The sequence below is a fragment of the Ornithinibacillus gellani genome (genome assembly GCF_003730295.1).
Taxonomy (GTDB): domain Bacteria; phylum Bacillota; class Bacilli; order Bacillales; family Amphibacillaceae; genus Ornithinibacillus_A; species Ornithinibacillus_A gellani.
Genome location: NZ_QTSZ01000017.1, coordinates 366,837 through 380,064, shown reverse-complemented (window position 1 = coordinate 380,064; position 13,228 = coordinate 366,837). Strand labels below are relative to the sequence as shown.

The 13,228-nt window shown below is 37.5% G+C and carries 15 protein-coding genes; 8 read left to right on the top strand and 7 right to left on the bottom strand.

The genetic code is table 11. From position 1 onward, the window contains the following. Nucleotides 1-87 precede the first annotated feature (87 nt). A complete protein-coding gene (pepF, locus tag DX933_RS05965) occupies nucleotides 88-1,863 on the top strand; it encodes an oligoendopeptidase F (protein WP_123315635.1) in 1,776 nt (591 codons plus the stop codon). A gap of 64 nt (nucleotides 1,864-1,927) precedes the next feature. On the opposite strand, the gene DX933_RS05960 is transcribed toward pepF, so the two are convergent. The 4 genes from DX933_RS05960 to DX933_RS05945 form a co-directional block, all read right to left on the bottom strand. Beyond that, entirely contained in the window at nucleotides 1,928-2,107 is a 180-nt protein-coding gene (locus DX933_RS05960; protein ID WP_123315558.1) for a hypothetical protein, read from the bottom strand. Between the two features lie 535 nt (nucleotides 2,108-2,642). Further along, on the bottom strand, nucleotides 2,643-3,539 hold the full coding sequence (locus tag DX933_RS05955) for a ClpXP adapter SpxH family protein (RefSeq protein WP_123315557.1): 897 nt from the start codon (nucleotides 3,537-3,539) through the stop codon (nucleotides 2,643-2,645). Nucleotides 3,540-3,556: 17 nt separating this feature from the next. After that, nucleotides 3,557-3,937 (bottom strand): globin domain-containing protein, encoded by a 381-nt coding sequence (locus DX933_RS05950; RefSeq protein ID WP_123315556.1) that lies wholly within the window; start codon nucleotides 3,935-3,937, stop codon nucleotides 3,557-3,559. A gap of 208 nt (nucleotides 3,938-4,145) precedes the next feature. Then, on the bottom strand, nucleotides 4,146-4,715 hold the full coding sequence (locus DX933_RS05945; protein WP_123315555.1) for a CYTH domain-containing protein: 570 nt from the start codon (nucleotides 4,713-4,715) through the stop codon (nucleotides 4,146-4,148). A 145-nt stretch (nucleotides 4,716-4,860) separates the two neighbouring features. Here DX933_RS05945 and DX933_RS05940 point away from each other — a divergent pair, with 145 nt between their 5' ends. The 3 genes from DX933_RS05940 to DX933_RS05930 are packed head-to-tail and all read left to right on the top strand — an operon-like array spanning nucleotide 4,861 to nucleotide 7,198. After that, nucleotides 4,861-5,469 carry a GTP pyrophosphokinase gene (locus tag DX933_RS05940; RefSeq protein ID WP_123315554.1) on the top strand — a complete coding sequence of 203 codons (609 nt, stop codon included), beginning with the start codon at nucleotides 4,861-4,863 and terminating at the stop codon, nucleotides 5,467-5,469. A gap of 33 nt (nucleotides 5,470-5,502) precedes the next feature. Further along, nucleotides 5,503-6,306, top strand: coding sequence for an NAD kinase (locus tag DX933_RS05935; RefSeq protein ID WP_123315553.1), 804 nt, complete (start codon nucleotides 5,503-5,505; stop codon nucleotides 6,304-6,306). A 13-nt stretch (nucleotides 6,307-6,319) separates the two neighbouring features. Then, complete coding sequence (locus DX933_RS05930) at nucleotides 6,320-7,198, top strand: RluA family pseudouridine synthase (protein ID WP_123315552.1); 879 nt, start codon at nucleotides 6,320-6,322, stop codon at nucleotides 7,196-7,198. Between the two features lie 8 nt (nucleotides 7,199-7,206). On the opposite strand, the gene prpE is transcribed toward DX933_RS05930, so the two are convergent. Continuing rightward, nucleotides 7,207-7,950 carry a bis(5'-nucleosyl)-tetraphosphatase PrpE gene (prpE, locus tag DX933_RS05925; RefSeq protein ID WP_123315551.1) on the bottom strand — a complete coding sequence of 248 codons (744 nt, stop codon included), beginning with the start codon at nucleotides 7,948-7,950 and terminating at the stop codon, nucleotides 7,207-7,209. A gap of 259 nt (nucleotides 7,951-8,209) precedes the next feature. Here prpE and mgtE point away from each other — a divergent pair, with 259 nt between their 5' ends. Both mgtE and DX933_RS05915 read left to right on the top strand, forming a co-directional pair. Then, nucleotides 8,210-9,568 (top strand): magnesium transporter, encoded by a 1,359-nt coding sequence (gene mgtE, locus DX933_RS05920; RefSeq protein ID WP_123315550.1) that lies wholly within the window; start codon nucleotides 8,210-8,212, stop codon nucleotides 9,566-9,568. A 207-nt stretch (nucleotides 9,569-9,775) separates the two neighbouring features. Continuing rightward, complete coding sequence (locus DX933_RS05915) at nucleotides 9,776-10,294, top strand: CotO family spore coat protein (RefSeq protein ID WP_190279426.1); 519 nt, start codon at nucleotides 9,776-9,778, stop codon at nucleotides 10,292-10,294. Between the two features lie 57 nt (nucleotides 10,295-10,351). Here DX933_RS05915 and DX933_RS05910 read toward each other — a convergent pair whose 3' ends face one another. After that, a complete protein-coding gene (locus tag DX933_RS05910) occupies nucleotides 10,352-10,825 on the bottom strand; it encodes a CotY/CotZ family spore coat protein (RefSeq protein WP_123315548.1) in 474 nt (157 codons plus the stop codon). Between the two features lie 261 nt (nucleotides 10,826-11,086). Here DX933_RS05910 and DX933_RS05905 point away from each other — a divergent pair, with 261 nt between their 5' ends. Then, nucleotides 11,087-11,353, top strand: coding sequence for a hypothetical protein (locus DX933_RS05905; protein WP_123315547.1), 267 nt, complete (start codon nucleotides 11,087-11,089; stop codon nucleotides 11,351-11,353). A gap of 39 nt (nucleotides 11,354-11,392) precedes the next feature. After that, nucleotides 11,393-12,295 carry an MBL fold metallo-hydrolase gene (locus DX933_RS05900; protein WP_223805880.1) on the top strand — a complete coding sequence of 301 codons (903 nt, stop codon included), beginning with the start codon at nucleotides 11,393-11,395 and terminating at the stop codon, nucleotides 12,293-12,295. A 16-nt stretch (nucleotides 12,296-12,311) separates the two neighbouring features. On the opposite strand, the gene DX933_RS05895 is transcribed toward DX933_RS05900, so the two are convergent. Beyond that, nucleotides 12,312-13,016 carry a DUF421 domain-containing protein gene (locus DX933_RS05895; protein ID WP_123315546.1) on the bottom strand — a complete coding sequence of 235 codons (705 nt, stop codon included), beginning with the start codon at nucleotides 13,014-13,016 and terminating at the stop codon, nucleotides 12,312-12,314. Nucleotides 13,017-13,228: the final 212 nt, after the last annotated feature.

The window sequence follows — 13,228 nt, the reverse complement described above, 5'->3', positions numbered from 1 at the left end:
TTGGGTTTAATGAAGAAGATAGCTGTTTAGCGGTCGAAGGAGGAATAATTAGTGGTAAAAAAAACGAAAGAGCTTCAAACAAGGGATATGGTTCCAGAAGAAAAAACATGGAGATTGGAAGACATATTTGCAACAGATGAAGCGTGGGAAAAAGAATTCGAAAGTTTGAAACAGGAAATCCCTACATTTGAAACGTATCAAGGAAAGCTTGCTCAATCCGCAGATGAATTATATGGCTTGTTTAAATTGCAAGATGAATTATCGGAGCGGTTTGGAAAGCTTTATACATATGCACATATGCGTTATGACCAGGATACTGCAAATGCTTTCTATCAAGCATTAAATGCAAAGGCAGCTAATTTACTAACCATTGCATCTAGTGCCATGAGCTTTATCGTACCAGAGATATTGGCCATTGATGAATCTGTTTTAAAAGGATTCTTAGAAGAAAAGCCAGAGTTGAAATTATATGAGCATACATTAAATGAAATTACTAGACAACGTGCTCATGTATTAAGCCAACGCGAGGAGGCCATTCTTGCAGAAGCTTCTGAGCCACTCGGGAGTGCTTCACAGACCTTTAGCATGTTAAATGATGCAGACTTAACCTTCCCATCGATTAAGGATGAACATGGGGAAGAGGTTGATTTAACACATGGCAGATATGTTGGCTTTTTGGAATCAAAGGATCGACGTGTTCGTGAAGAGGCTTTTAAAGCAATGTACAAAACATATGGCAGCTTTAAAAATACCTTTGCAACAACATTAACGGGAAATGTTAAGAAGGATAATTTCTTTGCAAAGGTTAGAAATTATGATTCTGCAAGACAGGCAGCATTGGATAATAATAATATCCCTGAACAAGTGTACGATAACTTAGTTGAGGCAGTAAATGAAAAGCTTCCATTATTGCATCGTTATACGGAGCTGCGAAAGAAAGTATTAGGACTAGACGAACTGCATATGTATGACATGTATACTCCTTTAGTTCAAGATGTAGATATGAAAATTCCATATGAAGAAGCACAGCAATATGTTGTTGATAGCTTGCAACCACTAGGAGATGCGTATGTTGATATTGTAAAAGAAGGATATCAAAATCGTTGGATTGATGTGGAAGAAAATAAAGGAAAACGTAGTGGTGCCTATTCTTCTGGTGCTTATGGGACTAACCCGTATATTTTATTGAATTGGCAAAGTAATGTGAGTGATTTATTTACATTGACACATGAATTGGGACATTCTGTGCATAGCTATTATACGAGACAATCGCAACCATATCGTTATGGTAACTATTCCATTTTTGTGGCTGAGGTAGCCTCCACTTGTAATGAAGCTTTATTAAGTGATTATATGCTTGACCATCTGGATGATGAGAATCAAAAGTTATATTTACTGAATCATTTTCTGGAAGGCTTTCGTGGAACCGTGTTTCGCCAGACGATGTTTGCAGAATTTGAACATGACATCCATAAACGTTTGCAAGATGGGGAAGCATTAACTGCAGAAAGACTAACAGAAATATACTATGAATTAAATAAAAAATACTACGGTGAAGCAGTTGTTTCCGATGAGGAAATTGGATTAGAATGGGCGAGAATCCCACATTTTTATTACAACTATTATGTATACCAATATGCGACAGGCTATTCAGCTGCTACAGCACTTGCAAGTAAGATTCTATCTAAAGAGGACGGTGCGGTAGAACGTTATATCAATTTCTTGAAAGCTGGTAGTAGTGACTATCCAATCGAAGTATTGAAGCAAGCTGGTGTTGATATGAATTCCAAACAACCAATCTTAGATGCGCTTGCCGTTTTTGAAGAGAAATTGAATGAAATGGAAGCACTTTTACTGAAATAAAACACAAAAAGAGTGTTGGACGAACCATGGGTTTCATGTAGTCCGACACTCTTTTTTTTTGTGACTATCCACGCATCCCTTTAAATGTGCGTTTATGTGTCATGGAATAGATCGATAAGTAAATGGATAGAAATAGGAGAGGTAATGTGATATAAAGTGGTATCAAGCGCATGAGACCGAGTATATTAAGAAAGAATGCAATGAAAACAAGGATAGTAAAAATAACTGGTAATAGCTCTCTCATGTGACTCACTCCTTTTTCATTTTCATCATATGTTGCAGAAAAGTGAATTAGAAGTGACGAAATTGTGAAATGATACACATAGTACTTGTCGAAACCGATAATAACCTGCTATTATATAAATGTGAGATGAATCACAAACAAACAAAACCCCTTTGTTTGATCATGAAGCTTTCTCCCATCCCCCTTTGTTTGAATACAAAGTGTGAACGAAAAAGATATACGCTGCCCCGTATGTCTTTTTTGTTTTTCATTAATAAATTTCCTTAGACAACAACTTTATTTCACCCTCAAATGGAGTAAATTTACGAAAACACCCAGTAATAGAAGGTATACTGTTCTGCTGTCATTAGCTGTGGGCAAGCGATAAAACCTTGGGGCAACAGGATGGTAGTTATGAAAGCGCGGGTTTTATTGGACGGAGCTCTTATATTACACAAAAAAAGACACTACAGAGTCCGCTGAAAAAAAGGGGAGTTTCGTAGTGTCTTTTAATTAAGCTGCCTTATTTTATCACAGATCAACAGTCAGTAAAGGCCTATTCACCGATATATTTCCAAAAGGATCCGTATTTTACTGGTATCTTTTCAACGATTTGTTGCAGTTGCAGCTTTTTTAATTCGCGTTCTGTCTTGGCTAATGACCAGTTATATACAACAGAGACTTCTTTTGTAGCAACAATTTCATAAAAGGAGATAAATTCCTCCAATGGTGGTTTTTCCGATGGAATTGCTTCCTTCTGTAAAATCTCAAATAAGACATGGACATAAATCTCATATGGATATAAACCAGATATTTTGATGCCTTCTTTTTCAATCATCTGATTAAAAAATACAATTGTAGGAATATAATCTATATCCATTTCCCTCGTTAATTTTAAATCACATTGCAAAGCTTTTTTGGCTGAACTAGAATGAAGGTCCTTTTTAAACTCTTCAATATCCAGCTTGGCATCACGAGCACAAGCAAGTAAAACTGCTTCTTCTGTGACATTTTGTTTTTGAAGAAAAAGTTTCTCTTGAATTTTTCTCAGAAAGATTCTACCTGCTTTTTTACCTTGTAATTCTGCTGCTTTAATTGCTAAGGAAGCACTCCATGCAAAAAAGATTGGATTCTCAATCCAAAGATCACCATCACAGCTCATGCCGGTCCGCTTTGCTGTTTTTTCCCATATATCTCTTAACCGTTTTGGCTGTTCAAATTGATCATTATTCATGGGGTGTAAATTACCACTAACGATTGGACGTATTGTAAAAAAGCGTCCATATTCAATCGAAAGCTTCTTTAAATATGGTTCTAAGGACCAACATTCCGGACATAACGGGTCTATGAAAACATATAATTCAATTGGTTTTTGTACAAAATCAAAATAGCTATATTTAGGCGATGTGTTTGTCTGAGTTGAGCTAGCATGCTCATCAGGTTTCCAGTTCACATCGATTCTCCTTTCTCTTATTCCGGTGTGTTCATCATATGATGTGCGGTCATGGTTAGTTTTTCAAATATAGCTGTCCGATATGGTTCTTCTATGTTTACTTCCTCTAATGCTTGCTGCAAGCATTCCAGCCAGGCATCTTTCCTTGTTGGTGTTATTTCAAATGGCAGATGGCGCCTACGTAACATAGGAGGTCCGAACTCCTCTGAATATAATTTGGGCCCGCCAAAAAATTGAGTTAAAAACATACGCTGTTTTCTAGCAGTTTCTGTTAAATCATCTGGAAAAATCGGTGTTAGTTTAGGGTGTTTTCCCACACGTTTGTAAAAGGCCGTAACGAGCCTATCAATTGCATCAAAACCACCGATAGCTTCAAACATGGTTCCGGGTCGATTCATTTCCATTCTCCTTACAATCTATATGCATGAAACAAAATTCTATTATGAGCAAATTCGCTAATTTATCTACTGGTACCTAAGTCATCCTATCAAATACGTAGATAAAAAGAGTATAATTGTCATGGGTAACACGCTGGCTACTTGTTTATATTGTAGCAACGGACCAATCATCGGGCAAATTATTCGATTGAAGCATCAGTCATCATACCTATTTTTTACTAGAGAAGAAACGTTGTATTTTATTTGGAGTATGTCTTTTAATGATATGCTGCTGTTTAAGTAGCTCATTAAATTTCTCCTGTCCAGATGCTTTGTCAGGGGCTTCTAGTTCGAGTTCGTAATCAAATTGATTATGATAAACACTATAATCTAAACCGTATATATAGCCATCTTGTTTAAATTCTCGTCTTTCTGTTTGGAGTTCGCCCCAATAATGGAGATTTTCAATCTGAATGCCAAGCTTCTCCAACTGATGATGTGTATGTGGTTTTGCAATTGGTTTTCCAATAAACCAACTGGAAGCTTCTTTAGGTGTTAATGAATCATGGGTTTCCAACAGACCATCATGATGTGGTTCTTTCAATGTAAGCTGGTATGCTCCGTTTATCTGACGAATTCTTAAGGCAGCCCCTTTATGTTTTAATTGAAAATTTTTTGTTTCAAAATAATGATTCACTTGTGTTTTTCCAGTCTTTGGAAAGGGAAGTGCATGTAATAATCGCTCATATTCTGTTTTGGTTAACAAGTTTTTAAATTCAATTTCTATTTCCTGTGTCATGTCAATCCCCCTCGTGTACATGTTTTGGTTCGTATTGATTATGGCGAATCTCAATAAAATATGCAAAGATTATCCATTTCAGCTTGTTATGGTAAAATAAGATTGACTTGATGAAATGCTGACAGAAATATAGGTGGTGTTTGGTATGAACTGGGAAGCAATACTTGCCCCATATGCACAGGTAGTAGAAGAGTTAAAGGTAAAACTTAAAGGAATGCGAAAACAATTTGAACATGAATCAAGACATTCACCAATTGAATTTATCACTGGAAGAGTTAAACCAGTTCCAAGTATATTGGAAAAAGCTGAAAAAAAAGATATCCCCATTCGTGATATTGATACCGAAATGCAAGATATAGCCGGCTTACGGGTAGTTTGTCAATTTGTAGAAGACATTTATACTGTAGTAGATATGCTTCGCTCCCGTAAGGATTTTAACATAGTCGAGGAAAAAGATTATATTTCCAGACGAAAGGCAAGTGGCTATCGTTCCTTTCACATGATTATTGAATATCCTGTTGAAACGATACATGGGATGAAAATGGTCATTGCTGAAATTCAAATTCGTACGCTCGCAATGAATTTTTGGGCTACGAATGAACATTCCTTAAATTATAAATATAAAGGTCGTATACCAGAACAAATCAAAACAAGGCTCCAGCGTGCAGCTGAGGCAGCATTTAAATTAGATGAAGAAATGTCCGCAATCAAAAATGAAGTACAGGAAGCGCAGCGTATTTTTCATCGTTGGTAATAGACATGATACGGACAGGAAGGAGCTCGTGGCGTGAAATTCAAAATTGTATCTAAAGGAGATCATCGCTCCAATAAAATTAAATCGACAATAAAAGAATATTTGACAGGCTTTGATTTAATTTATGATAAAAAGGAACCGGATTTAGTTATATCAGTAGGTGGTGATGGTACGTTTTTGGAAGCTTTTCATCGGTATGTACATCGCCTTGATACGACTGCATTTATTGGTGTTCATACAGGACATCTAGGGTTTTATGCAGACTGGCTTCCACATGAAGTGGAAAAATTAATCATTGAAATCGCAAAAACACCATTTCAAATTGTCGAATACCCGTTATTAGAAGTCATAATTCGCCCCGATTCAGGCGGGAAAGCGGATCGGTTTTTGGCATTAAACGAAGCGATGATCAAAACGGCAGAAGGCTCTGTTGTATTTGATGTAGAAATTAACGGAGAACATTTTGAAACCTTTCGAGGTGATGGCCTATGTGTTTCTACGCCATCTGGAAGTACGGGATATAATAAGGCACTTAGCGGCGCTATCTTACACCCGTCGATTGATGCGGTACAACTAACAGAAATGGCATCGATCAATAATCGGGTCTTCCGTACAATTGGTTCACCACTTATTCTGCCGAAACATCACACATGTGTATTGCGCCCCATGGTAGATCGAAGTTTTTTAATCGGAATCGATCATTTTACGGAAACCTACACAAATGTGAAGTCCATTCAATGCCGTGTTGCCAAAGAACGGATTCGTTTTGCACGCTTTCGACCATTTCCATTCTGGAACCGTGTGAGAGACTCGTTTGTAGCTGAAGATGATATATAAGGAATGACATAGGATGAATTGGCAAATTGATAAAGAACACGAAGGATTAAGTATACGGGATTATTTAAGGCAGGAACATGCTTTTTCCAGAAGAATTTTAAAAGCCGTCATCTATGAAGGCGGCAGTATAAAGGTGAATGGTCAAGAACGAACGTTAGCATATAGACTGATGACCGCAGACAATCTGTTAGTTGATTTTCCACCAGAAAGAATAGGTTCACATATGCAGCCGGAAAATATGAATTTGGATATCTTATATGAGGATGATGCAGTAATTGTATTGAATAAGCCAGCCGGGAGAGCGAGTATTCCTTCCTTACATCATCCTACAGGCACTATAGCGAACGGTTTATTGCAGTACTACGATGAAACTGGCATTACATCAACAGTACATATCGTAACAAGATTAGATCGGGATACTTCCGGCCTCATGTTAATTGCCAAAAATCGTTATAGCCATTCCATCCTCTCCAGCTCGCAAAGGGCAGGAGAGGTGGAGCGTGATTATATGGCAATTGCGGAGGGAATCGTACATCCGGAATTTGGAACGATAGATGCGCCAATTGGCAGGAAGCCGGATTCGATTATTGAGCGGGTCGTTGATCCTGATGGTCAACCCGCTGTCACCCATTATCAAAATAAGCGGAAAACAGCGACACATACTTTGTTACATATCCGGCTGGAGACTGGCCGGACACATCAAATTCGTGTCCATCTTGCCCATATTGGTTATCCACTTGCTGGGGATGATTTATACGGTGGCTCTTTGGATATAATAAAAAGACATGCATTACATTGCGCTGCTATTCGATTCATTCATCCTTTTACAAAGGAATGGATGAGCTTTGAAGCAGTCATGCCAACGGATATGTGTTCGATGATAGAGCCATAAATAACACCTCATGTATCAAATGTTGTGAATTTATCTCTAAGAAATGGCTGCTTGGAAGGTACTGATACAATTTCATGCTCAGGCAGCCGATAACTTGTTAATTGATTACCAAATACACAGCCAGTATCAATATTAACAGTATGGTGTATGATTCGCGGCTGTAGAACAGGTGTATGACCATAAATAACCCAGCTATTGCCTTGATAATGTTTAGCCCAATCATTGCGAATGGGTCTTCCTTGTTCATCGGTTTTCCCCGAAACATCTCCATATAGAACAAAGGATTTTACCTTTTTATCCTTTCTACCAATGAATGTTTCTTTTATCCCTGCATGCGCAATAATCGCATTAACGTCAGGTAACTGCAGATATAAAGGTGCTTGCTCATATAAATGTTTAAATTTCTTTTGAATACGATTCTGCTGATTGGATGATAATTGCTTTAGCTCATCCACAGTCGTTTCAATTCCATGCTGCAATACAACCGGATTTCCAAGAAAATATCGATATAATTTATTACAGTGATTACCTGGTACATATAATGCATGCTTGTGCTTGATAACCATTTGATAAATAAGCTCAATGACCTGTAACGAAGCGGGGCCACGGTCAGTTAAATCCCCTATAAATACAGGAATTCTGCCGTCTGGATGCTGGAAGGTAGAATCCAACCATTTATAACCGAGTTTTTCCAGCAGCTCGCATAACTCATCAAAGCAGCCATGAATATCACCAATCACATCATATTTCATATCATAAACACCACCTTTAATAATGAATATAGTATGTCCTCCATTTATTTAGCTAACCCATTTTAACCGCTTTTCATACATGTTTAAGAATACAGGAATAACTAGTCCCTCAAAAGGGAAAAGATTAAAATGCTAGGTTTATTGCATGGTGATGTCGCAGAAACGAGTTAATTGGATAACAACTTTGTGTGACAGTACCAATTCATGTATGGTATAACTGTAATGTTGTTATTTTTTTGGTGAAGGGATGTGAGGGAAGATGGAACAAAACATTGCATATGAGGAACATATCCATAACCTGATGGATTCACTTAAGTCAGAAAACATGGAAGCATTTCGTGAAGAATTTCTTGAAATGCACCCGTACGATCAATCCACTTTTTTTATGGATCAAAACCATGAAGAAAGACTAAAAATTTATGCTTATTTATCACCTGAGGAAACAGCAGATTTAATTGAGCATATTGAATTGGAAGATACAGAACCACTATTTTCCGAAATGGATCCGCGCTTTGCCTCCATGGTCTTCGCTCATCTGCCAACGGATGATGCGGTTGACATCTTAAATGAAATGGAAAAAGACAAGGTAGCGAGTTTCTTAACGATTATGAATCAAGAAGCTGCAGAGGAAATCAAACAGCTATTGCATTATGAAGAAAAAACAGCTGGTAGTATCATGACAACTGAGTTTGTGGCAATTAATAAAGCCCAAACTGTGAAGGATACAATGAGGCAGCTGAAAGAAGAAGCACCAGATGCGGAAACCATTTATTATTTATATGTGGTTGATGAGGACAAGCATTTAGTAGGTGTTATATCTCTACGTGACTTAATTATTGCAGATGAGACTGCGATTATTAATGATTTAATGAGTGAAAAAGTTGTTTCGGTTTCTGTTGCCAAAGATCAGGAAGAAATTGCACAGATGATGCGGGATTACGACTTTCTAGCAGTCCCTGTTGTTGATTTTCAGAACCATTTGCTCGGAATTATTACAGTCGATGATATTCTCGATGTCATGGATGAAGAAGCAAGTGATGACTATTCTAAGTTAGCTGCGATGTCAGAGGTGCAACGGCTGGATGATAGTCCATTACAGGCAGCTAAAAAACGTTTGCCATGGTTGATTATTTTATTATTTTTAGGTATGTTTACCGCAAGTTTGATTGGAAGGTTTGAGGATACACTTGATCAAGTAACCTTGTTGGCTATTTTTATACCATTAATCGCTGGTATGGCCGGGAATACTGGAACACAATCGCTGGCTGTTGCAGTTCGTGGATTAGCGACAGGTGAATATGGGAAGCAAGGGAAGCTTAAACTGATGGTGCGAGAGGCGACGACTGGTTTAATTACTGGAAGTGTTTGTGGTGTTGTCATTATGGTCGTCATCTATCTATGGAAAGGTGAGTTATTTCTTGGCTTTCTCGTAGGGATCTCTATATTGGCAACATTAACAGTTGCTACACTGTCAGGATCACTCATTCCGATTTTAATGGAAAAGTTAAAGATTGACCCTGCAGTAGCATCAGGTCCTTTTATTACCACATTAAATGATATTACTTCTATTCTCATTTACTTTGGTATTGCAACAACCTTCATTAGCTATCTCATATAAATTGAAAAAAGCTATCTTTGAAAACAAGTGATGGACACATGTTTTTGAAGATAGCTTTTTCTGTTACATGTTTTATCTATGGATGGACTTTAAGAAAGAAGTCGTCTGTTCCCGGTCTATTGTTCGATGTGCATCATGTCCGAGCACATTTTGAAAATTGGGTTCATATAATGGGATGAATCCATGAACGAAAGGGGAGAACATGCGTTGGAAAACAGTCATGGTTATGCACGTGAACCTATGCTATATATTCACCAACCAACATTAAAGGTTCCTGAGGCGAAAATGCAGCAGCATTATCGTTCATATGGCAGAGGAAATGAAACACTGGCAGTTGAAGATAAAACGACTGTACAGGAGTCCGTAGAACGGGAGAAACGACCGGTGCGCCGTTCACCAAAGAAAAATGTATTATCTATTCCTCAAGATAGAATAAAGGATAAGGTGGATAAAGATATATCAGAAAATGAAGGAATGACTCAAAAAGAAAAGCAATCACGTCCAAAGTTTAAGGATATGAAATTACTTGAAAAAATAGCCTATCTTGCGGAAAAGCCAACCCACGTACCAAAAATGAAGTGTGAACTAAAGACAGCAGAAAGAAATTACCGTGGTATCATCATGGAATTAAAGGATGAAGTTGTTCATATGCAAGTTGTAAGGAAACCGGGAATTACTGCGATCCCCATTACATCTGTAACAGATGTGCGTATGCTCGGTTTTTAAAAATAAAAAAATACCATTGAAAAAAGGCTGCCCTTCTTTCAATGGTATACTTTCAACCTAGTTATTGAATAGTGAAACAGCAGGCAAGCAAGTGACATGACAGAAGCAATTCAAATCAACCGTAATACAGATTCCAGTTGCTTCTAAATGATGCGTATCCTGATGACAAGGATCCTTTAGATGTTCACAGCTTTCATCATTTTTTCGTACCAATTCCAATACGGCACAGCAATCATCATCCACCCGTTTTACTCTGAAAATAAAGCTGGCTACAATGTCACCAATACCGTGGTGTGAGCGGTGTGCCCCATATCCTTTAAATGGTTTACAGCCATCTTTACAATATAAAATAATTGGTACGGTATCCAATCCACTTCCAGATTCTGTAACCCCCAGTAAATCATTAATGGACTGCTCACAGCTCGTGTCACAGCAATTTTCTACGACATCATTTTGCGCATCCACAATCTCTTTTAGAATGTCACAAACACAGCTGCCGGTATTTCGGTCTTTTCCACAGCCACAACCCATGAATACATTCTCCCTTCTTTAAGCTTATTGACATATTGTCTTTAATAGAATATGTGTCCCGCTATAGATGGTGTGGGCGAGTATCTTTCTTTCTGTGGATATTGTCTCGGTACAGTTGTTTTTTACTTAAAAATGAAAATATCCCACCAATATACAAGGTTTTAGAAAGGTACTTTTAAGGGTATAGAAAAATAGAGATGTGCACCCAGAAAAGAGATCGACTATTCGAAATGTATAAATATAGAAGAAAGGGGTATGAAAATGGGATATATTTTACCAGTAACGAATTTTCAATCCATCGATTATCAAAATCGAAATGTGGAAAAAAAGGGCAATTCCTATTTTATTGAAAAACCCTTTCAAGCCATTTTAGATGCTCAACATGAGGTTATAAAAAATAAATATGATAAATGGTCTCGCGCTTCTGTATTGGAGCGAACACCAAATAGAGCTAAAGCAAATAGAATAAATGAAAAAATTACGGCATCCTTAACAGGAAAAGGGCACCTGTTCAGCGAAAGTATATGATAGTACATGTCGCACACATATATGAGTAGGGAGGGGAGCATGGTGAAATTCATACAGTTAAATGAGACATGCTATTATTTTTCGGCGCCGGTTAATATTGGCTATGTCCATCATGGGGATGAAGGGTTATTAATTGATGCCGGGATTGATGATTCTGTAATGCGAAAGGTCTTGCGGCAATTAGAAGAAAAGAATTTGCCAATTACACATCTATTTATTACCCATGCCCATGCGGATCATTATGGTGGTGCGTCTTATTTACAAGAACGGCATATGGTGAAGACAATGGCACCCGTTTTTGAGGCGGCTATTCTGGAGAATCCAGCGTTGGAGCCGCTTTATTTATTTGGTGGGAATGTACCATTGAAAGAGCTTCGTAATAAATTTCTGGAAGGGAAGCCTATTACAGTAGCGGAGAAGGTAGAGGAAGGGATATATTCATTCGGTTCTTTCGAGCTTCATACATATGATTTATCAGGGCATAGCTATCACCAACTAGGATTAGTAGTAGATACTATTTTGTATGCAGGAGATAGTTATTTTGGTAAGGAACAGCTACATAAGCATAAAATACCATATATTGTAGATGCAGCTTTAACTGTAGAAACATTGGAAAAAATTCAAACGATTGATTGTACTGGTGCTGTACCTGGACATGGAGAATTTGAGCAGGAGTTTATCCCCACAGTGAAGGCAAACCTCGATTATCATCATGAAGTCTTAGATTGGACGTATGAAACAGTTTGTCAATACGAGACAGGCATTTCTCATGAACAGATCATTGCCAAGATGTGTGAATCATATGAAGTGCATGCACCAACGTTAGCACAATGGCTTTTGTTTCGGACAGCAGCTACGGCTTATGTGATTGGTTTGATTAAAGCACATAAATTGCATCATACGATACGAGATTATAAATGGATTTTCCAAAAAAGCGATTAATGGAGAGGGAACTCCTTTAATCGCTTTTTCTTTTTGTTTGTTTTGTAAATGGGAGAACGAATAATTTTTTTCCTTCTGTATATTCTGCGTAAAAAACATCCTCCACTTTGTCAAAGCCTTGGCGCTTTAATTCTTTCTCCAACCACTCTTTATGCAGACCTGCTTCTTTTACATTATCCGTAATGATTTCACCGTCATTGATAAGGGTGTAAGGTAAGAAAATATCTACTGGTGCAATATTTAAATCCTTTTTATTTGGTACTTGATAGGCAGACTTTTTAAGGACGGATATTTTTCCATTGGCTTCCAAGATGCCGTATTCCACTTCTTGAACTGAAAAAACATCTTTATCTCGCAGTAATTGCTGCACTTCACTAATATCAATTTTATTCTTTCTCATGATTTCCCGAATTAATTTACCCTTATGAATGATGATGGATGGCTTTCCTTCGATAATGTATCTGGTTCGCATAAACTTCTGTGAAATAATTTCTACTGTATACAGCAATCCTCCCCATAAAATAATGACAAAAGCAATTTCTGGAATTCCTGCTTTCTTGTCATATAAGGCATTTCCAACCAATTCTCCAATGATTACGGCAGATATAAAGTCAAATGGCGTTAATGCAGACATCTGTGTTTTTCGAAGTATTTTCATTAATACAAACAAAGCAGAAAAACCAAATAGCGTATCAATAAACATGTGAAAATAGGAATCCAACTTTATACTTCCCCCTTCAACAAACAATTAAAATGAGCGGATACTTCACTCAGTAGGGTAACCAAAATGTATAAAGTCATTCGTTTGGAACATGAAAAACACTAGGGAGTTATCTCCCTAGTGTTTATACGTTTGAGACCATTTAATCACAGATTAACTGGCTGTAAGACCCCACATCAAGAGTTTTGTTGATAACAAGAATTGTAAGTGGT